Source organism: Cellulophaga baltica, assembly GCF_018861125.1.
Classification (GTDB): domain Bacteria; phylum Bacteroidota; class Bacteroidia; order Flavobacteriales; family Flavobacteriaceae; genus Cellulophaga; species Cellulophaga baltica_A.
The window spans coordinates 317,023-341,291 of sequence record NZ_JAHKQN010000015.1; the positions used below are offsets into that span (position 1 = coordinate 317,023).

General features: G+C 30.3%; 17 protein-coding genes. 11 read left to right on the top strand and 6 right to left on the bottom strand.

All coding sequences use genetic code 11. From position 1 onward, the window contains the following. Window positions 1-171: 171 nt before the first annotated feature. Window positions 172-966 carry a polysaccharide lyase family 7 protein gene (locus KO500_RS07625; protein WP_215955927.1) on the bottom strand — a complete coding sequence of 265 codons (795 nt, stop codon included), beginning with the start codon at window positions 964-966 and terminating at the stop codon, window positions 172-174. Window positions 967-1,212: 246 nt separating this feature from the next. Between KO500_RS07625 and KO500_RS07630 the strand changes: the two genes are divergently transcribed. After that, the gene (locus tag KO500_RS07630) at window positions 1,213-2,544 is read left to right on the top strand and encodes a DEAD/DEAH box helicase (RefSeq protein WP_215955928.1); all 1,332 of its coding nucleotides are present in this window, start codon (window positions 1,213-1,215) and stop codon (window positions 2,542-2,544) included. A 3-nt stretch (window positions 2,545-2,547) separates the two neighbouring features. Next, a complete protein-coding gene (locus tag KO500_RS07635) occupies window positions 2,548-3,861 on the top strand; it encodes a DEAD/DEAH box helicase (RefSeq protein WP_215955929.1) in 1,314 nt (437 codons plus the stop codon). A gap of 19 nt (window positions 3,862-3,880) precedes the next feature. Here the strand turns inward: KO500_RS07635 and KO500_RS07640 are convergent, their stop codons facing one another. After that, complete coding sequence (locus KO500_RS07640) at window positions 3,881-4,771, bottom strand: carboxylesterase family protein (RefSeq protein ID WP_215955930.1); 891 nt, start codon at window positions 4,769-4,771, stop codon at window positions 3,881-3,883. A gap of 131 nt (window positions 4,772-4,902) precedes the next feature. Between KO500_RS07640 and KO500_RS07645 the strand changes: the two genes are divergently transcribed. The 5 genes from KO500_RS07645 (at window position 4,903) to KO500_RS07665 (ending at window position 10,360) form a co-directional block, all read left to right on the top strand. Continuing rightward, complete coding sequence (locus tag KO500_RS07645; RefSeq protein ID WP_215955931.1) at window positions 4,903-5,577, top strand: NUDIX hydrolase; 675 nt, start codon at window positions 4,903-4,905, stop codon at window positions 5,575-5,577. Between the two features lie 225 nt (window positions 5,578-5,802). After that, on the top strand, window positions 5,803-7,257 hold the full coding sequence (locus KO500_RS07650) for a nicotinate phosphoribosyltransferase (RefSeq protein WP_215955932.1): 1,455 nt from the start codon (window positions 5,803-5,805) through the stop codon (window positions 7,255-7,257). A gap of 10 nt (window positions 7,258-7,267) precedes the next feature. Next, complete coding sequence (locus tag KO500_RS07655; protein WP_215955933.1) at window positions 7,268-8,032, top strand: phosphoribosyltransferase family protein; 765 nt, start codon at window positions 7,268-7,270, stop codon at window positions 8,030-8,032. A gap of 128 nt (window positions 8,033-8,160) precedes the next feature. Further along, on the top strand, window positions 8,161-9,375 hold the full coding sequence (locus KO500_RS07660; RefSeq protein WP_215955934.1) for a sensor histidine kinase: 1,215 nt from the start codon (window positions 8,161-8,163) through the stop codon (window positions 9,373-9,375). Between the two features lie 181 nt (window positions 9,376-9,556). After that, complete coding sequence (locus tag KO500_RS07665) at window positions 9,557-10,360, top strand: hypothetical protein (protein ID WP_215955935.1); 804 nt, start codon at window positions 9,557-9,559, stop codon at window positions 10,358-10,360. A gap of 11 nt (window positions 10,361-10,371) precedes the next feature. On the opposite strand, the gene KO500_RS07670 is transcribed toward KO500_RS07665, so the two are convergent. Then, the gene (locus tag KO500_RS07670; protein ID WP_215955936.1) at window positions 10,372-11,610 is read right to left on the bottom strand and encodes a mechanosensitive ion channel family protein; all 1,239 of its coding nucleotides are present in this window, start codon (window positions 11,608-11,610) and stop codon (window positions 10,372-10,374) included. 267 nt (window positions 11,611-11,877) lie between these two features. Between KO500_RS07670 and KO500_RS07675 the strand changes: the two genes are divergently transcribed. From KO500_RS07675 to KO500_RS07690, 4 genes are all read left to right on the top strand, one after another. Continuing rightward, window positions 11,878-13,206: an NCS2 family permease gene (locus KO500_RS07675; RefSeq protein ID WP_215955937.1), complete on the top strand. Its 1,329-nt coding sequence runs from the start codon at window positions 11,878-11,880 to the stop codon at window positions 13,204-13,206. After that, complete coding sequence (locus KO500_RS07680) at window positions 13,203-14,000, top strand: 5'-methylthioadenosine/adenosylhomocysteine nucleosidase (RefSeq protein ID WP_215955938.1); 798 nt, start codon at window positions 13,203-13,205, stop codon at window positions 13,998-14,000. The genes KO500_RS07675 and KO500_RS07680 overlap by 4 nt, the downstream gene beginning before the upstream one ends. A 315-nt stretch (window positions 14,001-14,315) precedes the next feature. Continuing rightward, complete coding sequence (locus tag KO500_RS07685) at window positions 14,316-17,348, top strand: SusC/RagA family TonB-linked outer membrane protein (RefSeq protein WP_252732446.1); 3,033 nt, start codon at window positions 14,316-14,318, stop codon at window positions 17,346-17,348. Between the two features lie 10 nt (window positions 17,349-17,358). Further along, a complete protein-coding gene (locus tag KO500_RS07690; protein WP_252732447.1) occupies window positions 17,359-18,732 on the top strand; it encodes a RagB/SusD family nutrient uptake outer membrane protein in 1,374 nt (457 codons plus the stop codon). A gap of 83 nt (window positions 18,733-18,815) precedes the next feature. On the opposite strand, the gene KO500_RS07695 is transcribed toward KO500_RS07690, so the two are convergent. The 3 genes from KO500_RS07695 to KO500_RS07705 all read right to left on the bottom strand — a co-directional run bounded on the left by KO500_RS07695 (window position 18,816) and on the right by KO500_RS07705 (window position 24,068). After that, a complete protein-coding gene (locus KO500_RS07695) occupies window positions 18,816-20,756 on the bottom strand; it encodes a cellulase family glycosylhydrolase (protein WP_215955939.1) in 1,941 nt (646 codons plus the stop codon). Window positions 20,757-20,922: 166 nt separating this feature from the next. Beyond that, window positions 20,923-22,965, bottom strand: coding sequence for a tetratricopeptide repeat-containing sensor histidine kinase (locus tag KO500_RS07700; RefSeq protein WP_215955940.1), 2,043 nt, complete (start codon window positions 22,963-22,965; stop codon window positions 20,923-20,925). Window positions 22,966-23,195: 230 nt separating this feature from the next. Further along, on the bottom strand, window positions 23,196-24,068 hold the full coding sequence (locus tag KO500_RS07705) for a hypothetical protein (protein WP_215955941.1): 873 nt from the start codon (window positions 24,066-24,068) through the stop codon (window positions 23,196-23,198). Between the last annotated feature and the right edge of the window lie 201 nt (window positions 24,069-24,269).

The window sequence follows — 24,269 nt, forward strand, 5'->3', positions numbered from 1 at the left end:
TACTACTACTACTACTACTGTTAGACTTTGCGACGATAGTATGGTTATACACTTTTAAAATAATAGTCAGATGATGATGGAAATCAAGATTCTGATATTGTATATTAAATAGATCAATAATAAAAAAGGTAACTTTATAAAGTTGCCTTTTTGCGTTAAAAGTAGTTGTATTTAGTAAGATATTTTAAATTTCTTATATTTTACTCTAGCTTCTTCATCATTACCCTCAGTATAAACACCTGCTTTTAAATAATAAAAATCTTTGACATTACTTACGTTCCAAGCTTCCGGGGCTTCAAAAGTGGTATTGATAACCCATTCACTATTTTGTCTAATTTTTAAATAAACTAAGCCGTTATCTTTCTTTAAAATAATTCGTATGCTATCACCTTCATCATAAATAAAATCAGGTATTGAATTTGTATCAGTTGTAGAGGTTCCGTTAGGTAAGTCTCGTAATACGGTTTTTAAAGTTCCGTCAGCTTCTAATTCTAATCTAAATAAAGGTTTTCCTCCTCCATCACCTCTGTTATGCACTTGTGCAATGGTAACGCCATTTTCAGGAATACTAAAATATACAGCTGTAAAATCAATTTTTCTATACTGAGTTAATGGACCTTCTTCTCCACTTGGTTCTTTAAACTCTGCTCTACGGCCATCTTCGGCTTTACATTTTAAATTTAGTTGGTCACCATCTGAATTTTCATAAAAATATGCTTCATCAACGGTATTAGAAAGGTCTATGGTGTGTGAAGTTGTACTGTATGTACCATTACTATTTACCGCAGCATTCCAGCTTTCTTCAATTTCTAAATTACCAAAATAGAAATTACTTAAAGAGCTTGAAGTTAATGCTGTACTGTCTAATTCTTCATTAATGTCAGCAATTGATTGATCAGCAGAACAACCAACTAAAATAATAGATAATAAAAGAAGTAAAGTTTTTAGAGTAGATTTAATAGACATTAAGTATTCGTTTTATGTAAAAGTCTACTACGTAAATTTTTGTGTAGACACTCAAACTTATTTATTATATATAAGTATTCCTAATATAACAGCAGGTAATTAGGTGAATATTTATAATTAAGTGTTATAAAATACATTTTCTCTATTTTTTTAAGTAAATCACTGTATATTAAAATTTAACCAACATAATTTTTCATATAAGTTCCCCTGATGAAAGAGTGTTTATCTTTGCACAAAAAATAAACAATGTCAAAACCCTTTTCAGATTTAGGTATTCACAAACAATTACAACAAGGTTTAGCAGCTTTGCAAATTTCTGAACCAACGGATATTCAAAAAAAGAGTGTTCCTATTGTTTTAAATCAGAAAGAAGATCTTGTGGTTTTAGCAAAAACAGGAACAGGAAAAACTGCTGCTTTTGGTTTGCCTTTATTACAAATGGTAAAGGTTGATACTACTAAAATACAAACTTTAATATTAGCACCAACAAGAGAACTAGGGCAACAGATTTATGCAAACTTAGTTTCTTATGCATCTTTTTGTCCTGAAATTGAAATAGTATCACTTTGTGGTGGCATACCGATAAAACCACAAATTGAACGTTTAAAAAGTACAACCCATATAGCAGTAGCAACCCCGGGCCGTTTGGTTGATTTAATGAAACGCGAAGCCATCAGTCTTAAAAATTTAAAATATTTAGTTTTAGATGAAGCTGATGAAATGGTTAGTGCTTTAAAAAAAGATTTAGATCTTATCATTAAAGATATTCCTAAAACTAGAAGGACTTTTTTGTTTACAGCTACAATGCCAGGAACTATAAAACAGTTGGTTCAGAACTACATGTCTAAGCACGTAGTACATATTGAGGCTGATATGGCAACAATGGGGCATAAAGGTATTGACCACCAATATATTGTTGTTGAGCCAATTGAAAAGCTAGAAGTATTGCTTCATTTTTTAAATTCTAAAGAAGGACAACGCGGTATTATATTTTGTAAAACAAAAGCTGCCGTTAATAAATTGGCAAAAAACTTAGCCATTAATAAATTCTCTTCAGGAGCCATACACGGTAGCTTAACGCAAGCCATACGTGACCGTATTATGGGGCAATTTAGAGAAGGTCATATTGATATTCTTGTTGCAACAGATTTAGCAGCTCGTGGTATTGATGTGAAAGATATTGCTTATGTAGTTAATTATCATTTACCTGATACGTATGATGCTTACGTGCATAGAAGTGGACGAACGGCTAGGGCAGGAGCGAAAGGACTTTCAATAACTATTATTCAAAAAGAAGAAGAAGAAGAAATTCCTGAATTTGAACAAGAATTAGGACTTAAGTTTCATAAATTTAAAAAGGCAAATGCTCAGAGTATTGAAGAAAATAATGCTTTGTTATGGGCTAAAAAGATATTTAAAACGAAACCAAACCGCGAAGTATCTGCTGAGTTTAAAGAAAAAATAAACACTGTATTTCATCATTTAACAAAAGAAGAATTGGTTGAGAAAGTATTGGCCAATTACTTAGCTCAAAATAGTACTGCTACAACAAAGCCTCAGGCTTCTAAAAAGAAATAAGTCATGGCAAATACAATTAAAGATCAAGCAACTATTTTAGCAAAACTTAATATCACACAGCTAAATCCAATGCAAAAAGAAGCTGTTTCAGTTATTGAAACAGCTACAAATTCAATTATTCTATCACCTACAGGAACAGGAAAAACCTTAGCTTTTTCTTTACCATTATTAAACTTTCTTAACCCGGAATTAGAAGAAGTTCAAGCATTAGTAATTGTACCATCAAGAGAGTTGGCTATTCAAATTGAACAGGTTATTAGGTCTATGGGCTCTGGTTATAAAGTAAACGCAGTATATGGTGGCAGACCAATGTCTAAAGATAAAATAGAATTAAAACATAATCCAACAATTTTAATTGGTACTCCGGGGCGTATTTTAGACCATTTTAGTAATGATCGTTTTGCAACTAAATACATAAAAACGCTTGTTTTAGACGAGTTTGACAAGTCATTAGAAAATGGTTTTGAAGATGAAATGAAAGCTATATTAGAATATCTACCTAGCATCAATAAGCGAATTTTAACTTCAGCAACACAAGGCGTTAAGGTTCCTGGCTTTGTTCGGTTAGATAAACCAGAAATTGTTAATTATCTAAAAGAAAAAAGAACCTCACAATTAGCTATAAAAACTGTAGTTTCTCCTGATAAAAATAAATCGAAAACTTTATTAGAGCTACTTTTACATATTGGTAACAAACAAGGAATAGTTTTCTGTAATTTAAGAGAAAGTATAGATCAAGTTAGTTCATTTTTACAACGAAATAAGATTAGCCATACTTGTTTTTCTGGTGGAATGGAGCAGAAAGAAAGAGAGCGAGCGTTAATTAAATTTAGAAATGGAACTAGTCAAGTTTTAATAGCTACGGATTTAGCTGCTAGAGGTATTGATATTCCCGAAATGAATTATATTATTCATTATGAATTGCCAAGGTTTGAGGAAGAATTTATTCATAGAAACGGCCGTACTGCAAGGGTAAACTCTAAAGGAACTGCTTATATTTTAAAATGGCAAGATGAAAAATTACCGCCATTTATTAAAGACGTAAAAGGAGTAGGGGTTTCTAAAAAAGCAGCTCACAAGCCTCAGTATTGGGAAACTTTATTTATATCTGGAGGTAGAAAAGATAAGATTTCAAAAGGTGATATTGCAGGTTTATTTTTTAAACAAGGTGGTTTAACTAAAGAACAATTGGGTACAATTGAGCTAAAACAAGATTGTGCTTTTGTGGCAGTACCATTGAGTAGTGCAAGCTCATTAGTAAACAGGCTAAATAACAGTCGTTTAAAAAAGAAGAAAGTTAGAATTACGGTCTTGTAAAAACTTGATTATTAAATACTTACTTAATCAATTTAACTTGATAATTTTCATTATTAAAAACAGTTTTGTTTAAAAATATAAATGCATCTTCAAAATCTTGATGGAGTAAATTGCTCATGTCATGGCCTTCGTTTTTATAGCTATACATCATAAAACTCATATCAAGATTTTCAAGTTTGTCAGATATCATTTTAGAACCATCCATTTTGATATAGCCAGGTTCTTCTTTTGAGCAATAGTAATGAGAACCAGTATAATAAGGGACAATTTTATCGTTAACACCATGATAAAATACACTAGGTATAGCATTATTTTTATTGATAATATTACTATCTAATAATGCACCAGAAATTGAAATTAAAGCAGTTATATTAATATTTTTATACTTAGCCGAAGTAGGAAAATTATAAGCAATATTTAATACGGTCTCAGCACCGGCACTAGAACCAAATAGAATAATTTTAGAAGTATCAATTTTAAAATCACTTTTATAATTGGTTAAAAATAAAAGAGCATCAAGTACATCATGTTTAGCATTTGAATATACTTTTAAAGCTTTTTTAGAAGAGAAATCACAATTAATACTTTCTTTATTACCTAAAAGTCTATAATCAATTGATGCGACTACAAAGCCTTTTTTAGTTATTTTAGAAGCTAATGAAACCAATGATTTGTCATTTCTTGCTCCACTATTAAAACCACCAGCATGTACAATTATAAATAAAGGTCTTTTACTTAAAGTATCATTCACAGGTTGGTATATATCTAGTTTTAAACTATCTGTTTTTCTAATGGCATATGTGTATGTTTTACTTTCAGTATTTTCAAAATAATAATCAATATATCTTTTTTGAGCGTTAACAGATAAAATTGTAAATAAGAAAAAGATTAATAGCGCTTTGTAGTGCATTGTAAAAGATTAAGTATTAAGCAAAAGTAATTTTTTAATCTTCAATTAGTGATTAATCTTAATTTATAAACAGTAAATTAATAAAGCTACATATTTATATTTTATATTTTAGCGTAAAATACACGCATAGTATGCAACAATCAATTCAACTTTCTGTAGATGCTGTAGTTTTTGGCTACGAATCAGGGGTTATCTCCGTACTACTCATTAAAAGAAAATATGATCCTTTTAAAGGGAAATGGGCTATTCCTGGCGGTTTTGTTTTAAATAATGAGTCATTAGAAGAGGCTGTAGCAAGAGAACTACGAGAAGAAACAGGTATTGAAATTAATTATTTAGAACAGCTTTACACTTTTGGAGAACCCAAAAGGGACCCTAGGAGTAGGGTAGTGTCAGTTGCATATTTCGGATTAATTAAACCAAGTGCTTTCAAAATTTTTGCTTCTACAGATGCCGAAGAAGTGCAATGGTTTAATATAGAGACACTTCCAGAACTTTCTTTTGATCATTCTGAAATTTTAAGAATAGCTATTGCTCGGTTACAAGCAAAGATTACTTATGAACCTATAGGTTTCGAGCTTTTAGACGTTAAGTTTCCTTTCTCTGATTTAGAAAAACTATATACAACTTTATTAGGTAGGCCTATTGATAGACGCAATTTTAGAAAAAAAATATTAAGTCTTAACGTATTAGATGAGTTAGATGAAAAATTCTCTAAAGGGTCAGGCCGACCAGCTAACCTATTTAAATTCAATAACAAACGTTACTTTAAATTGAAAGAAGAAGGTATCATATTCGATATTTAATTATTTAAAATCCATTTTTGTGTAAAATAAACACAAATTACATTTTGTATTCTAGAAAATTGTTTTACATTTGCGTAATAATTACGCAAATTAATTTTTTTACTTGTATAATTAGGTTACCAATAAAAAAAAGTAATCAACGTTATAGTTTTCAAGTTTAAAAGAGAAGTAATTATCAACCAAAACCGAATAAGGTTTTTAAATAAAACATCAAATAAAATAATTATGAACGGATTATTATTAACAGACGGTTACAAAACAGGACATCACCAACAATACCCAAAAGGAACAGAAGAAGTTTATTCTAACTGGACACCGAGAAGCAATAAATATGCACCTAAGGGCTGTGATAAAGTAGTTTCATTTGGTCAACAATATGTTTTTAAGTGGTTGCATGATTTTTTTGATGATAATTTTTTCTCTAAACCAAAAGTATCTATCTGTAATGAGTTAAAAGAAGAATTATCTATGTATTTGGGTACAGATTATGATGTTACACATTATGAGGAATTACATGATTTACAGTATTTGCCAATTAAGGTAAAATCATTACCAGAAGGGGTAGAAGTACCTATTAGAGTGCCCATGGTAACTGTTGTTAATACTGATAAAAAATTCTATTGGATTACAAATTTTTTAGAAACCATTTTGTCAACTATGTTGTGGCAACCTATGACATCGGCTTCAATAGCGTTGTGTTATAAAAGAATTTTCAAAAAATGGACTTTACTAACGGATAAAGATAATCTTGCGTTTATTGATTTTCAAGGTCACGATTTTTCTATGAGAGGTATGGGCGGTTTGCAAAGTGCAATATCATCAGGTATGGGACATGGAGCCGTATTTTTAGGGTCAGACACCTTACCAATAATTAGCAGTTTTCGCCAGTATTACAACGCAAAAGGTTTTGTGGTAGGTTCAGTAAATGCTACAGAACATTCTGTAATGTGTGCAGGTACAAAAGATGATGAATTGGGAACTTTTAGAGCTCTAATGACAACTTACCCAACTGGAATTTTATCTGTTGTTAGTGATACTTGGGATTTATGGAAGGTATTAACCGTTTATTTACCAGAATTAAAAGAAGAAGTTTTATCTCGTGATGGTAAACTAGTAATTCGACCAGATTCTGGAGATCCTGTTGATATTATTTGTGGTGAAGACCAATCATTAGGAGGGGAAACACCTAAAGATAAAGGTGTAGTTGAATTACTTTGGGATATTTTTGGAGGTACAGTAAACGAACAAGGTTTTAAAGTTTTAGATGGCCATATTGGTGCCATTTATGGAGATAGTATTACTACGGAAAGAGCAGAAAATATTTGTAAACGATTACATGATAAAGGTTTTGCAACAACTAACGTAGTTTTAGGTATTGGCTCTTTCACTTATCAATTTAATACTAGAGATACTTTTGGTTTTGCCATGAAAGCTACTTCTGTGGTTGTAAATGGAGAACGTAGAGAGATTTTTAAAGATCCAATTACAGATGATGGTGTTAAAAAGTCTGCTAAAGGCCTAATAAAAGTTAATTTGATTGATGATGAATATGTGTTAGTTGATCAAGTTAGTCCTGAAGAAGAAAACAAGGGTGAGTTACAAGTAATTTATGAAAACGGAAAGTTTTTAAATCAGGTTACCATTCAAGAAATTAGAGAGTCAATTAATAAAAATCTTTAAATATTTAGTTATGAAATACGAAATAAAGAAATTTAAAGATGGACAAGTAACTGCTAAAGTTATAGAAAATGGAAATTTAGATATTAAAATCCGTGGAAATAGTTACGAAGATTTATTTAGAGTTGCTACCATAAAAGAAGCTTGGGATGCAGAGAATTCTGAAAATAAAACAGCAATAGCAAAACTTACCATTTTTTGTTTAATTGGTCAGCGATCTGATAGACGTTTTAACAAAGGCGAATCATTTGATTTAAAGATTATAGCTAATTTTATTAATTCAATGCAATTTGATAAAGTTTCTATTTTACACCCTCATAGCCCAATTTCATTAGCATTAATAGATAAATCAGAAAAATCATCTCATTTCTCATTTGTAGAAAAAGCATTTAATGCAATAGGAAATCCAGTATTGGTAAGTCCTGATGCTGGTGCTTATAAATCAACACATGAAATTGCAGAAAAGTTAAATGCAGATTTAATACCATCAAACAAAGTAAGAGTAAACGGAGCACCTATCATTAGTATTCAAGGTGATGTAAAAGGTAAAGAATGCTTAATAGTTGATGATTTAGCTGATGGAGGAAGAACATTCAAGTTTTTAGCAGAAGCCTTAAAAAACCAAGGAGCATCAAAAGTATATTTGTATGTTACACACGCACAATTTAATTACGGCTTTGATGAGTTAAAGGAGACTATTGATCATGTATATTGTACAAATAGTTATAAAGTTATAGATGATAATTTTGTGACACAATTTGAAGTTCATAAATTATGACTTATTCAATCTCATTAATTCAGATTGTTTTGAAGCTGTTACCTTAAAAGTAATAATCTCTAAAATAGAACGTTATTTAATTTAGTTAAGTAGGTTTTTTCTTACTTTTGTTTTAAATATTTGAATAAATGGTTAGTCCTGAAATTCCAGAAAATGAAGTTGAGCGTATAAAAGCGTTGCGTAGTTACAATATTCTAGATACGTTAGAGGAAAAAGAGTATGATGCTATTACCCGTATAGCAGCTGTTATATGTGATGCTCCTATGGCATTGGTTTCATTAGTTGATGATGAAAGGCAATGGTTTAAATCTCATTACGGAATTGATGCTACTGAAACACCTCGGGAAGTAGCTTTTTGCGCACACGCAATTAATTATCCTGAAGATTTATTTATTGTAAAAGATTCTAAAAAAGATACTAGGTTTTTTGATAACCCTTTAGTTACTGGTGGACCTAAAGTTCAATTTTATGCGGGAGCACCTTTAAATACAAATGATGGGCATACGTTAGGTACGTTATGTGTAATCGATACCAAACCCCGAAAAGAATTTACCGAGCAACAGAAAACTAGTTTAAGAGATTTAGCAAGCCAAGTAGTTGCACAATTAGAAATTAGAAAGCAAAATATTAATTACGAGGTAATTAATAAAAGGTTAGAAAATAAAAATGATCAACTAAAGCAATTAACTTATCGTTTAGCTCATGATTTAAAAACACCTTTATTAGGCATAAGTTCTGTTGTGGGGTTTATAAAAGAAGATTACACAAATCTTTTTAAAGATACTGATGTGACTGAATATTTAGATATTATCCAAGAACGAGCTAGCTATATGGAGTCATCTATAAACGGACTCATTAATTATAACAATGTAATTAATACTGAAGTTCACATGAAATCTTTTAATATAAATGATGAGATTTCTAAAATAATTGAAGACACTTCACAGTTCAAAAATATTAAATTTGACTCTGAAAATTGTGATGTTTTTATTGAACATTCATTAAATAGTTTTATTCAAATAATCCAAGAGTTTTTAACTAATTCAGTTAAGTTTTCTATTAAAAAAGAAGTTGAAGTAAAGTTAACCTTTGAAGATAGTAATCGTTACTATAATTTTACTTTTGAAGATAATAGTTCTGGTATTTCAAAAAAGTACTGGAATAAAGTCTTTGTAATGTTTGAGACAATTGACATTGAGAATAATAGTAATATAGGTCTTGGCTTAGCTAGAGTGAAATCAATCATCGAAAAATTAGATGGTGAAATTTCTATTGGTTTAAAACCAGATAATACCTCAGGAGTTTTTTATAGTTTTAAATTAGCTAAAGATGTAATCTTATAATTAGTAAACTAAGATAAATACATCAACTTACAACTCAAATTTGGTTTTTTATATTTTAATCAGAGTTTTTAAATACAGGTGTAATTCTATATTTACCAATAACTAAACCATATTCGCTGAAAGTCTCAAATTTGATATTATTTATTGTATAGGTTTATAATTAATAGTTTAAATATATACAATGAAAATACCTGTGGTAAACATCCGATTTTCAGTCTTTATTACTTCAATTTTATGTTTTATAAATATAAATGCACAAGAAATAAACCTACCAATACAAGATAATATTACATACAGTTCATTTACTGATTCTGATAATATATATGTACAGCTCAGTACTATTGATCAACCTACAATGTTATCAATGTTACATCGAGGTTTTAATGTTTATTTTGATGTTAAAGGGAAGAAAAAGAAGAAAATTTCTGTACAATATCCATCAGAAGTAACGCTACCACAAAGACCTGAAAGACGTAACGAAGACAGTAATTTTAACAGTGTTAAAAGTGAAGGTGCTGAAAATGAAATGCAAGATCCAGAGATTGCTGAATTAATCTTGCGTATGCCTAAAATGGCTAATTACAACCATGATAATTATGAAGAGGAATTTCATTTAGACCTAAATAATTTGGGCATTACGATTACTTACAGTTTTGATGAGCAAACAAACACATTGTTGTATAAACTTATAATGCCTTTAAAAAATATATCCTTAAATACTAAAACTTTATCTAAACTCTCAATTGGTATTGTAACTACTGAAATGGACGATGATAATGACTCAATAGATTCAAATTCTAACTTTAGCATTGGCGGAGGCGGTCAAGACGGAGGTTCTGGTGGAGGCCAAGGTGGTGGACCTGGAGGCGGAGGCGGACTAGGAAGACAAAGTGGCGGAGGCCAAGGTGGCGTTAGACCCGATCATGATGATAAACCGGAAGATATATCAATTGATTTTTGGTTTAAAGCAAATTTAATGGAATAACGTTTTAAATGTTAGTGTGTTTCAATCTTAGTTGGTAATTCAAAAATCTCTAAATTAAAATACGGAACAGCAGCAATTACATGGTCAAAAATATCGGCCATAATATACTCGTAATTTTTCCAGCGTTTATCACTACTAAAAGCATAAATTTCTATAGGAATACCTTGTGTAGTTGGTGCTAATTGTCGCACCATAATGGTCATATCTTTGTTAATTCCTGAGTGGTGTTCAATATATGTTTCAACATACTTTCTAAAAACTCCAATATTAGTCAAATTTCTACCGTTTAAAAGTAATTCTTTATCTATATTATTTTTAGAATTATACGTTTCAATATCAGACTCTTTAGTAGTTAAATAAGACGATATTAATGCTATTTTTTTTAGTTTTTCTAACTCTATAGCCTCCAAGTAATGAACGCTATTTAATCTAATATTTAAAGCTCTTTTAATTCGTCTTCCGTCAGAACTTTCCATTCCTCGCCAGTTTTTAAACGAATCTGAAATTAAAGCGTATGTTGGTATTGTAGTAATTGTTTTGTCAAAATTCTGGACTTTTACTGTTGATAAATTGATTTCAATAACAGCACCATCAGCACCATATTTTTCAAAAGTTATCCAATCACTAATTCGCACCATATCGTTTATGGCTACTTGAATACTTGCAACGAACCCCAAAATGGTATCTTTAAATATTAGAATTACAACAGCTGAAGCGGCACCTAGAGTTGTAATAAATTTTATAAACTCTATACCGGTGATAATCGCAATTGCAGAGAGTATACCAATAGTCCAAGCAAAAATCATAAATACTTGAATATAGCTATCTATAGGTTTATCTTTTAAACTTGGTAAGGTTTTAAAGTAGTTTTTTAAAGTATGTAAAATGCTTCTAACAATCCATAGGGTTAGTATAATAGCAAAAACTTGAAACCCTTTTTCAACCATATTTTCAAAATATGGAAAATCAGTAAAAACATAGGGGATAAGCTCTAAAGCAATTATAAGTGGAATTATATGTGCAATATAATCAGGAGCTTTATTTTTAATAAGTAAATTATCAAAATTGTTTTTTGTTTTAACCGCAAATTGTATAAAAAAGCGAACAAGAATTTTACGAACTAAAAAGTCGATTAAAAAAACTATCATAATTAACATAACCAGTAAAGCAATCATATTAATATACTTAGCCATGGTTTCTGTTATACCACTTTCAACTAAATAATCATATAAGTAATGTTCGTAAGTCATAATTCTGTTATTAATTACAAGTTTTGATTCAAAATAAGTTGATTGTTAAATAAGGGTTACAAAAGTAAGTATCCTAATAAAATTTATAAGTTTTAATTCGCTTAATATCTATATAAACTATAAGTGTTTTTTAAGTACTATGAGTTTTTCAAAATTTATTTTTTAAATAAAATACTTGTATTTTATATCTATTTACTAAAATACATTCTTTTCATTGTCTATTTAATAATTAAACAAGATTTAGAAGCTAAAAGTGTGTAAAAGCAAATGATTCTTGTTATTTTAATTTTCTTGAAAACATCTCATAAATTTATCCGGACAGAAATTTTAGCAGGAATAAGTTCATTTCTGGCTACTTTTTACATCATAATAGTTAACCCTGCAATACTTTCAAAAGCAGGTATGCCATTTTCGGCAGTAGTTACCTCAACAGTTTTAGTATGTTCATTTGGTAGCATAGCTATGGGGTTGTATGCAAAAAATCCTTTTGTAATAGCTCCGGGAATGGGAATAAATGCTTTTTTTACATATACGGCAGTTTTGGGTTTAGGACTTAGTTATGAAGCTGCGCTTGGTGCTGTTTTTTGGTCAGGAGTATTTTTTTTAATACTTAGTGTTTTAAAAGTTAGAGATAAAATTGTGTGTGCAATACCTAATGCATTGCGTTATGCAATAGCCTCAGGAATAGGACTTTTTATTTGTTTTATTGGTTTTCAAAATGCAGGTTTTGTAATTAGTGATCCTGTTACACTGGTTCATATAGGTTCTTTAAAAGACCCAATAATACTTACTTTTTTACTTGGCTTAATCACTACAGCTATTTTAATTGCTAGAAAAGTGACTGGAGCAATGGTTATTGGTATTTTATTTACAACACTTATAGCGTGGCCAATTGGTCGTTGGTGGGGTGATGCTTCTTCAGTTAACTTTGGAACATCAACAATTGTAAATTACAAAGGTGTTTTTGCTATGCCCGATTTTAGTTTGTTTTTAAAAGCGAATTTGATTGATTCAATTCAATATGCATTTTTACCCATTATTTTTGTATTTGCTTTTACTGATTTGTTTGATAGTATTTCAACATTTGTGGGTTTAGCAGAAGCCTCAGGTTATAAAGACAAAGAAGGAAACCCGAGAAATTTAAAAAAATCTCTATTAGTTGATGCAATAACCACACTCTTTTCTGGGCTTGTAGGCACAAGTTCAGGAACCGTTTATATTGAATCTGCAGTTGGTATACGCGAGGGAGGAAAAACAGGATTAACAGCAATTACAGCAGGACTTTTATTTTTGCCCTTTCTGTTCTTTTCTCCATTATTATCAATAGTACCAACTATAGCTAGTTCTATTGCCTTAGTTTTGGTGGGGTCTTTTATGATGAAACCGCTAACAAAAATTAATTGGAGCTTACCCGACGAAGCCATTCCTGTATTTTTCACCATGGTTCTTATGCCATTAACGTATAGTATTACTACAGGTATTATATTTGGTTTTTTAAGTTGGACACTACTTAAATTTTTCACTGGTAAAAAAGATGAAATTAACTTAGTATTACTTATAATAAATCTTTTATCACTAATATTCATATGGCTTTGAAAAAATCACTATTTCTAATTGTATTTTTTATAGTTTGCTCATTACAAGCACAACGAATAGCAATAATGGGTGCTATGGATGAAGAAATTGAATTATTAAAAGAAGCACTAAAAAATAAGAAAGAAGTAAATAAAAACGGAGTTACTTTTTATATAGGAAAGCTTAAGAAGAAAAAAGTAGTACTATTAAAATCTGGAATTGGTAAAGTAAACGCAGCGTATAGTACAGCAATACTAATGGCTAATTTTAAAATTGAAGCACTTGTTTTTACAGGAGTTGCTGGTGGTTTACATCCTGATATTTTACCAGGTGATATTGTTATTGCAGATAAAATGGTGCAATATGATTTTGGACAGTTACAAGACGGTACCTTTAATACATGGCCCACACGAAATTTAGTTAAAAACAATGAAAAAAATACATTATACTTAAATGTGGATGCTGACCTATTAGAAGCAAGTAAAATGTTGTCAAACTCAATAAACTTAAAACCAGTAAATGGTAATTCTCCAAAATTTTATATAGGAACTATTGCTACAGGTGACACTTTTGTAAGTGATGCAATAAAAGCGAAAGAACTGTACACAAATTTTAATGCCCTTGCAACAGAAATGGAAGGTGCCGCAGTTGCACAATTATGTAGCATGCAACAAATACCTTATGTTATTATACGAAGTTGTAGTGATAATGCTAATACAAATGCCCATACCGATTATTTCAAATTTGTAAAAATAGCTGCTGTTAATTCTGCTAAAATGGTTTTAGGGATATTAGAGAATTATGAACTGAAATAGTAGTAATGTATTTAAGAAAAATGAAGCTTATAAATTATACTATAAGCTTTTTTTTATGCCTTATATTTTAAGTTGTAATACTTCGAATGTCATCAAAGTTTAATTTAAAGGTATTTTCTTACGTACTTTTTTGAAAATTAAACACTTAAATATATTTGTAAATATAAGCTTGTAGGTGTTAACATTTCAATGATAAATTTCATTGATTAAAACTACTTTTTAATAGATAGGAAAGCTTCATTCACTTATTGTATTAAGATAACATTAATAAAATACTAAGATTTGTTGTTGACTAATTAATTAAAAACTATTTAAATGAATTTAAAATTGAAGGCGATGTTAACACCTATATTGGTGTTACTAATGAGTTTTTCTTTTGGACAAGAAAAAACGATTACGGGTAATGTAGTAGATCAGTCAGGTCTACCTTTACCAGGAGTTTCTGTAGTAGTTGTAGGCACTACTAACGGAACACAAACAGATTTTGATGGTAATTACACAATAAGTGTAAACACAGGTCAAGTATTAAGGTTTAGTTATGTAGGACAAAAAACTGTTGAAAAAACAGTTAGTGAGTCTACAGTAATTAATGTAGTATTATTAGAAGATGCTGAATCCTTAGAAGAGGTTATTGTAACAGGGTATACCTCTCAAAAAAGATCAGATATTACAGGTTCTGTTGTTAAAGTTGATTCAAAAAAACTAGGTCAAATTACTTCCGCTTCAGTAGATCAAGCATTACAAGGTAATGTTTCTGGTTTAGCAATTTCAACAACTTCTGGTACTCCAGGGTCAATAAGCGATATTCGAATTAGAGGTATTAGCTCAATTACAGCAGGTAGTTCTCCTTTATATGTAGTTGATGGTGTTCCTGTAAATAGCGGTAGTGTTACTAGTGATGATGCTTATGGTTCATTATCAGCATTATCAGGTTTAGATAATAATAATATTGAATCTATTACTGTACTAAAAGATGCGGCTTCTACTGCACAATATGGAGCCAGAGGATCTAACGGTGTTGTTTTGATAACAACAAAAAGTGGTAAAGCAGGGGAAACAAAATTTCAAATAAATTCTATTTACGGTTTTCAAAATAATGCGGTAAAAGATGTTGAAATGTTAACTGCAGCTAATAGGTTTGAATTACAAGCGGAAGCATACTATAATGACGGTTATTTTAGTTCAGAACAAGAAGCTCAAGATTACCTTTTAAGTACTGACGATTGGGCTGAATGGGATGCAAATGGTAGACCAGAAGGTAATTGGGGAGATGTTACTTACAATAAAGATGCTCCAATTCAACAGCATAGTATTTCTGCATCTGGTGGAAGTGAAGGGCATACATTTTTTGGTTCTTTAGGATACTTAAACCAAGAAGGAACAACTATTGGTACTGGTTACGAAAGATTGTCAGCTTCACTTAATTTTACTAAAGATTTAACACCACGGTTAAAATTTAGTTCTAATAACTCAGGAACTTATTCTACACAAGAAGCCTTTTTAGAAGGTAGTGCTTATTTTTCTAGCCCAAGAACAGCTCGTTTTTTTATGTCTCCTTTGGAATTGCCATATAACGATGACGGTTCAATAAATGAATTTTCAGGTTCATTACCAAACCCTCTTTATTTGGTTGAAAACGATATTACTGAAAATAGATTTACAAGAATTGTTACTAATAACTCTTTGAACTATAAAATTACAGATCATCTTTCTTATGGAACTGTTTTAAATGTAGATTTTCAATTGTATAATTTCAGAAATTATTCAAATACAGAATATGGCTATGGTGCTGCCACTTCAGGTGATGCTACACAGTATGATAGAACTAATGCATATTATGTAATTCAAAATTACATTGATTATAATTTAGAGCTTTCAGAAGATCATGTTTTTGATTTTAAAATATTACAAGAATACCAAGCGAATAGATATTATTTTTTAGGTGGTTCTGGTGAAAGTTTTGCAGATTCTGGATTGTATAATTTAATAAGTGTTGGTACACCCACTTCAATTACTTCTAGTACATCTGATTGGTACGTTGGTGCATATTTAGCTATGGCTAAATATAGTGCTTTTGGTGGCAAATACATTTTAGATTTATCGTATAGAAGAGAGGGTAGTTCTCTTTTTCAAGAAGATAACAGATGGGGTGATTTTTGGTCTGTTGGTAGTGCATGGAATATTTCAAAAGAAGATTTTATGGATAATGTTACAGTGGTCAATAATCTTAAGTTGCGAGCTTCTTATGGTGTTACAGGTAATTCTGATATTGATGAAAATCAATACCAATCGCTTATTGGTTATACTTCAAATTATAGTGGATCAGGAGTTGCACAATGGTCTAATTATGGTAATGACGAACTTTCATGGGAGATATCTAAAACATTAGATATAGCTGTTGAATTTGGGTTGTTTCAAAATATAGTATCTGGTAGTTTTGGTTATTTTAATCGTAAGTCAAGTGATTTATTATATGATGTGCCATTATCATTTACAACAGGTTTTAGCAGTCAGACACAAAACTTAGGAGCTTTAACCAATAAGGGCTTCGAGGTTGATTTGAATTTCAATATTATCAATACTGAAGACGTTCAATTTAGTATGGGAGGTAATTTATCTACTGTAAAAAATAGGGTAACTGAACTACCTACAGATACAAATGGAGCTGAAAGAACACTTACTACAACTAGAACAAGAATAGAAACTGGTCATACAGTCACAGAGTGGTATATGCCAACTTGGGCTGGAGTTAATTCTGATACAGGTAATGAAGAGTGGTACATTAATGGTGTTGATGGTGAAACTACTACAGATTATAATTCAGCGGCTTCAGTGTTTCAAGGAGAAAATGGAGTGCCAACAATTACTGCTGGCCTTAACTTAAATTTTCGCTATAAAGGTGTTTACTTAAATGCAAGCGGTTATTATTCTGGTGGTAATAAGGTTTATGAAGGATGGCATTTGTATTTAAATGAGACAAATGCTTACTCAACATTTGCATATAATGGTTACGCATCATTAATGGATAGATGGCAAGAAGTTGGTGATGAAGCAAGAAATGGTAAAGTAACATCTTCTTATAGCTCATGGCAATCTCATTCTAAATATTTACATGAAGGCGATTTCTTTAGGTTAAGATCATTAACCTTTGGGTATGATTTACCATTAGTAGCTGTAGAGAAAATTGGAATGAAAAAAATAGACATATTTGTTAGAGGTAACAACTTATATACTTGGGTAAAAGATGATTATTTAGAACAAGATCCTGAGGTTGATTTAGATGGCGTATTAGGTTTGGAAACTCCGCCTACAAGAACAATATCATTAGGTGTTAACTTAAATTTTTAATATAAATTAAATGATGAAAAATATAAAATATATAATTGGCGCAGTGATATTGTTTATTACAGCCTGTACAACAGAAGATTTAGATCCAACCTTATCTGAAAATAAAGAGACTGATGAAGCAATTACTTCGGTAGATAACTTATATAGTTTAGCAAGTGGATTATATGATATTTTAACCGAATCAGAATATTATGGTCGTGATTTAATTGCTGTAAACGAAGTTCGTTCTGATAATTGCTTTTCTAATGGTAATTCAGGAAGGTTTACTACGCAATCTTCTTTTCTTTATAGTTCTTCAAATGATTTTATTTGGGATAATGCATACAATTTAATAGCTAATTGTAATATTGTAATAAATCAAGATTTATCAACTTTAGAAGGTGATTCAGATTATGGAAGTTATTTACAAGGGCAAGCCTTGATAATTAGAGCACTTGCACACTACGATTTACTAAAAACTTATGGACAGCAACATGCAGATGGTGATTTAGGAGTGCCAATAATGACTGAATATGATGGTGATAATTTAGATCCTTCAAGAAATACGATTGAGGAAACAAAAGCACAAATTTATTCTGATGTAGAAACAGCTTTTGATATGATGGATTCTTCATATGACGATTCTAATGTATTTGTAGGTAAATATGTAGCTAAAGCATTAGAATCAAGAGTTGCCATATATTTTGAAGACTGGGACAGAGCATTGGCCGCAGCAGAAGAAGTTATAAATTCAGGTTTATATTCTGTAATTGATGCTGATAGTTATGTCTCTAGTTGGTCTAGTGATGGAGGGAGTAATGTACTGTTTGAGTTAGCCTTTAGTGCTACAGATAACCTTTCATCAAGTTCATTAGCATATATTTATCGTTATGCTTCAGATGATGACGATGATGGTTATGGTGATGTTCAAGCTATGTCAGACGTATTTGATTTGTATGATGAAGATGATGTTCGTTTAGGAATTTTAGGATATCAACTAGATGGTACTGTATTAAGAAACATGAACAAATTTCCAGACACATCTACAGGTACAGATAATATTCCTTTATTTAGATATGAGGAAGTTATTTTGAATTATGCGGAAGCATTATTAGAAACAGGTGCTGATGCTGTAAGTACTTTAAATATGATCGCATTAAATAGAGGCGAAGAGGCTTATACTTCTGTGACTAAAGATGATATTTTATTAGAAAGAAGAAAAGAGTTAATATTTGAAGGGTTCAGATTTGATGATATGATGAGAACAGAATCAGATGTTGATTATTATAATTCTACCGAAACGTTGTCAGGTACATTAACGTATCCAAATAATTTATTTGCATACCCAATAACTGATGATGAGATTGATGCCAACTCTAATATGGTTCAAAATGATGGGTATTAGTATAACTTCATAATTGTTAAAAGTAAAACCGCGATGTTTAGCATCGCGGTTTTTTTTATAAAATAATTGAGGAGTTTTATATTCTATTTCTTAATATAAAAACTTTTTGTTTTAGATTTTAGACCAGAAAATTTTAAAAAGAAAACACCACTTTTAAAATTACCTATTGAAATATTAGACGTGTTATTTAATAAGTTTTGAGAATGTACAAGCCTTCCTTGAATATTAAATATCAATAATTTAGAGTAGTCACTTACATTTTCCACGTTTATAGTCAAAACCGTGGTAGATTCTTGGTATACTTCTATAGTGTCTACTAATTCAATAGAATCTTCTGCAATACTAGCTTTGCTTGTAATACTAGTTAAAGTAGTAGTATCACAACTACCCAATAATGTCCACAAATCCCAAGAATTAACTGAGTTTTCAACAGGGTCTTGATTTACTGTGTACCATTTATTTTCATAAATATTATTATCATAAACAACGCGAGTACCTGCTTCAGAATATACAGCAGTAGAAGACCATGTAGCTATATCGTTACAGTTCAATGTCTCGTTATTTTCTTCTTCTTCCTCTTCCTCTTCAATTTCTTCTTCAGAGTCAATATCGTCCGAAAATTCTAACCAATTGATATTCCAACCTGTTCCAGTAGCCAATATTTTTATAGATTGTTCTCCTTCAGGTAATGATACTGTTGTAGAAACAGTTTCCCATGTTTGCCAACCTCCGGTTGCATTACTACTAATACTACTAATTAATGTGTTTTCAGAATAAATATCAAAACTACTACCATTTGTACTAGATGCTAATCTAAAATTAATAGCATATTCGCCGGCAGTAGTTACGTTTACGTTATAAGTTAAAAAATCATCTGTATCAATATATCCAACATTTTCACCACCATCAGTATCACTAGAAATTTCCGTTTGAATACCTGAGGCACTTACATAATCTTCAGCTTCAATTTTTGCGGGTATTGTTACGTATTCAATTGGAGTTTCTTCAATAGGTTCTCCATCACAGTACTGCGCCCAAGACGCTATAATACTTTTTACTTTTAGTCCTGATGCTGTCAAATCAGAATCTGACCAACCACCATATTGCGAAGCACCAGAATTTAAGATTGAAGCTCCTTCGCTTTTATCATTAACAGACCAATTTAAATGGCTAATGTGGTTTTCTGATAAAAAATCCATCCATTCATCAGTAGCTGTACTATTAACACTACCATCACCACTTGCATCAACAGTACCCCATTCCGTAACCATTAATGCAACACCATTATCTAATGCTGTTTGTGCTTTAGCTCTATAACTAGCCCCATGTGTGCCAGCATAAAAGTGTAACGTATAGGCAATGTTTGTACTAGTTGTAATAGGGTCTGCAGAAGCTACGTCTACATCTTGTGACCATGTAGGTGTACCTACTATAATTAAATTATCTGAGTCAATTGCTCTAATTTCAGAAATTACAGCTTCTGCATAAGGTTTAATATCATTAGACCAAGAAGAATAAATAGGTTCATTGTAAATTTCATAAATTACATTGGGGTAGTCTCCATATTTTATAGCCATTTCTTTAAAAAAGTCAATAGCATCTTGTTGGTAGCTTTCTGCATTGTGTGAATGCCAGTCTATAATTACATATAAGCCTTCGCTAATTGCAGCATCAACAACAGTTGTTACTCTATCCTTATTTGTAGTATCAGATAAGTAACCACCATAATCTTCAACCCCCATTGCAGCCCTTACAATAGTGGTGTTCCAGTCATTTTTTAAAGTGGAGACAACATCTGAATTATAAAACTTTTCACCACCCCAAGTGGTGTTTGACCAAAATAAACTATTACCAGCAAAACTAACTGCAGTATTATTTTGATCTACAATTCTATTTCCAGAGACACTTAAGTTGCCATGAATATCAACTGGATTTGAATCACAATACGATTGTGATTGTACATAATGAATTTTCATCATTATTAAAAATAAAACGGAAATACTAAATTTTAATTGAGTTCTCATATGTGTAGGTTTTTCTCCTACAACGTGGCTATTAAAATTTTATTAGAGAAATTCGATGAACGGAAAATAATTGTAATGTGAATAAAAAACAATACTTATTTTTACGAAATTGGCTTTTTATAAAAAAAATAAATACTATAATTTTGTCGGTTTTGTAAAGCTTAGTCTAAGCAACACTATTCATTTTTTTAGGCACTGTAAAGTAGATGCTAGTACCTTCTGTCACAATACTTTTTGCCCATATTTTACCGCCATTACTTTCTACCATTTCTTTACATATTGATAGGCCTAATCCTGTACCTTTTTCATTATTAGTACCATATGTAGATTTCATGTGTTTTCTTTCAAAGAGGTTTACAAGTGTTTCTTCATCCATTCCAATACCATTATCTGAAATTTGTATTTGAATAGAATCCTCATTTTCTATGGAATTAATTTTAATTTCACCTTCTATATTCGTAAACTTTATAGCATTACTAATTAGGTTTCTAATTATAATATTTAAATGATTTCTGTCACTAAAACTGATTGTGTTTTTTTGTATTTTGTTTATAATATTAATTTCTTTCTTTTTGGCAATAGGCTCTAGTAATGAAATTGTTTTAGTAGCATTTTTATAGATATCAATATTAACCTGTTTAAGTGTTATTCCTTCCATTTGAGAGTTTGCCCAAACTAATAGGTTATTTAGCATATCTGAAATACCTTGTATATCATGAATTGCTTTGGGGAAAAGTGCTTTAAATTCATCAATACTAATCGTTTCATCCAAAGACATTTTCATTAATAAAAGAAAAGAGTTTATAGGTCCTTTTAAATCATGTGCAATAATAGAAAACAACTTATTTTTCGTATTGTTTGATTCACTTAGTTCAGCTTCATGCTGTAATAAAACTTTTTGTTTTTGTTGAAGTTCTTTGGTATGTTTTGCTTGTAGTTTACTGGTTCTGTATAACAAAGCTAATATTAGGCAAACGATTAAAAAAGCTACTATAGCCAAATACACGTAATTTTTTTGCTTTGCAATTGCTTTATTTTGGTCTTTAATTAGTTGCGCCTTTTCATTTTCATATTTCATTTTACTACGTAAAATACCTAAGCCTTTTTTAAATTTCTCCTTAGATGCTTCTTCATAAAGCTTCTGATATTTGGCTTGGTATTCATATGCTAATTTATCGTTACCTTTTTCGTGGTATGTTTTAGAAAGAATTAAGTTAGCTTCTTTAATAACTGAGGAAATATTTAATTCAGTAGAAATAGCTAAACATTTTAAAGCATATTCTTCAGCTAATTTCAAATTATCAAGTTCTAAATAGCATAAGGATAAATTATTATATACAGATGTGTAACCAAATTTAAAGTCGATTTCGTCGCACAATTTTTCTGATTTTTTTAGTAATACTAATGCTTCTTTATATTTTTCTTGTTTAATAAGCACGGAGCTTTTAAATTCATAGGCATGTGACAACCAATCAATACTTTTTTCTTTTTCAAAAAAATCAATACTTTTATCTACCAAACTCAACGCCTCTTCATTGTTACCAATTTGTGAGTAAACCGAAGCCATATTTAAAACTGCATATGCGAAAATTTCATCTTTGTTATGCTCCTTATTTAACTTTTTGGCAATTTCTAAAAAAGTTAATGATGTTTCAAAATCTCCATTAGTGCTGTATAAGTTTGCTATATTAACATTAAGGCCAACCATCATATCAATATCTTCAATTTCTTTTGCAACAGTTAGCGCTTCTAAGAACTTTGTTAAAGCTTTTGCTTCTTCACCTTGTAAAGTATAATCAAGAGCCATATTATTTAAAGCAGTAAGTTTTTCTTTACCCAAATTATATTGTGTAGCAATCTTTAAAGCATTCATATTATGTTCATATGCTTTTTCTACTTCTCCATTTTCAAAATAATAATAACCGTAGGTTGATAAAGCTCTACTTTCTCCAGCATTGTATTTCGTTTTAATACTTAGATCATAAGCTTTCTTTAATAGAATAGAGGTGCTATCAGGATTAGTACGAATTAGATTTTTAGCATGTGTTAAAAGAGAATCAATATATTCAGGACTTTGAGAATTAAAATTAGAGTTTAATTTTAATTCTCCATTGCTGTTTTCTGTTTGGGAATATACATTTGAAAAGTTTACAAATAGGATAATAAAAGAAACAAGTAATCCCTTATTTATAAAATAAACACTTTTCATTAATTTAATTTTTGCGGAATATATAAACACCTTTTAAAGGTAAATAATTTTTGTTGTGAAAACAGTTAAAACGTATGTATTTTCTTACTGCAATGCTTTTATGAGTTTGTAGTTGCAAAAAAATATTTTACATTTTTTTGATTTACAGTTTGTGAATAAATTTTAGAGCACAAAAAAACGCCATAAAACAATTTGTTTTATGGCGCTTAATTTTTTAAAGTTTAGGTAACTTAAGATTTTTGTTTTTTCTCTGATTTTTTGAATACATATGTTATACCAAAATTAAGACCAAACGAAGAGTAAGGAACTTTTTGAGATAATTCTTTTGATGAATCTGTTTCAGAATTTGATAAAGTGTCTACATAGGTTGTTTCTTTATTAAAACCATCAGGTAGATTATCAAGTGTATAGAAACTTTCTACTGCAACAGTTCCATCAGGTAAAAATATATCAGTATTAAATTCTGATAGTTTTGAGTTTTTACGTTTTAAACTTATTCCGTAATATTCAGCCTCAACAAATAGTTTTAATTTAGGATTAATGTCATACTTATAACCAATAGCAGCTACTAAGCCCAGAGGAAAGTGACCATGAAAATTTTCTTTATAATTTGTTTCAGAATAAGAACCAGAAGGTAAACCTAATGCAGTAGCTTCAGCATCAGAAAAAACAGATTTACTAAATACTACGGCTTCTGTTTTACCACCTATTTTTACTAAAGCACCCAAACGACCAAAAACATTATTTGTAAATTTATAAACTAATGATGCAGAACCACCAAATGCACGAGCTCTAGCAATAGCATTAACTTCTTCATCTTCAGTATCTATTATTGATACATCTTGATCGGCACCATTCAAATATCCTAAACCTATATCAGCACCAAATGATGAGTCTTTAAAAAAGTATGTTCCTCTTATTTGAAAATTAACACCTTCACCGTAACTACCATAAGAATTTTCAGTTTCAGTTTCAGTTACTCTTTCTCCTAATTTCATTCCTGCACTTCCAACAGCATAACCAGAACTAACAGACACTTGAAACTGTCCGTAAGATATTGCACTGATAAATAAAGCAGCGCTAACTATAATTAAATTTTTCATAATTGAAATGTTAAATTGATAATTTTGAAATATTACGTAACAAATATACTTTTTTATTAAAATTAACTTCTAAAATTTATAGAATAATTAAATAGTTAAGTTTTAAAACTTATTATGCAAATTATTTTAGTTTTTTTAAGTATTTATATGCTATTAAATTTAACATAAAGTCATTAGTTATTTGTTAAACCAATACTATTT

Coding starts and splice junctions, on each gene's coding strand:
- KO500_RS07625 (WP_215955927.1), bottom strand. CDS start 966: ATGTCTATTAAATCTACTCTAAAAACTTTACTTCTTTTATTATCTATT.
- KO500_RS07630 (WP_215955928.1), top strand. CDS start 1,213: ATGTCAAAACCCTTTTCAGATTTAGGTATTCACAAACAATTACAACAA.
- KO500_RS07635 (WP_215955929.1), top strand. CDS start 2,548: ATGGCAAATACAATTAAAGATCAAGCAACTATTTTAGCAAAACTTAAT.
- KO500_RS07640 (WP_215955930.1), bottom strand. CDS start 4,771: ATGCACTACAAAGCGCTATTAATCTTTTTCTTATTTACAATTTTATCT.
- KO500_RS07645 (WP_215955931.1), top strand. CDS start 4,903: ATGCAACAATCAATTCAACTTTCTGTAGATGCTGTAGTTTTTGGCTAC.
- KO500_RS07650 (WP_215955932.1), top strand. CDS start 5,803: ATGAACGGATTATTATTAACAGACGGTTACAAAACAGGACATCACCAA.
- KO500_RS07655 (WP_215955933.1), top strand. CDS start 7,268: ATGAAATACGAAATAAAGAAATTTAAAGATGGACAAGTAACTGCTAAA.
- KO500_RS07660 (WP_215955934.1), top strand. CDS start 8,161: ATGGTTAGTCCTGAAATTCCAGAAAATGAAGTTGAGCGTATAAAAGCG.
- KO500_RS07665 (WP_215955935.1), top strand. CDS start 9,557: ATGAAAATACCTGTGGTAAACATCCGATTTTCAGTCTTTATTACTTCA.
- KO500_RS07670 (WP_215955936.1), bottom strand. CDS start 11,610: ATGACTTACGAACATTACTTATATGATTATTTAGTTGAAAGTGGTATA.
- KO500_RS07675 (WP_215955937.1), top strand. CDS start 11,878: ATGATTCTTGTTATTTTAATTTTCTTGAAAACATCTCATAAATTTATC.
- KO500_RS07685 (WP_252732446.1), top strand. CDS start 14,316: ATGAATTTAAAATTGAAGGCGATGTTAACACCTATATTGGTGTTACTA.
- KO500_RS07690 (WP_252732447.1), top strand. CDS start 17,359: ATGATGAAAAATATAAAATATATAATTGGCGCAGTGATATTGTTTATT.
- KO500_RS07695 (WP_215955939.1), bottom strand. CDS start 20,756: ATGAGAACTCAATTAAAATTTAGTATTTCCGTTTTATTTTTAATAATG.
- KO500_RS07700 (WP_215955940.1), bottom strand. CDS start 22,965: ATGAAAAGTGTTTATTTTATAAATAAGGGATTACTTGTTTCTTTTATT.
- KO500_RS07705 (WP_215955941.1), bottom strand. CDS start 24,068: ATGAAAAATTTAATTATAGTTAGCGCTGCTTTATTTATCAGTGCAATA.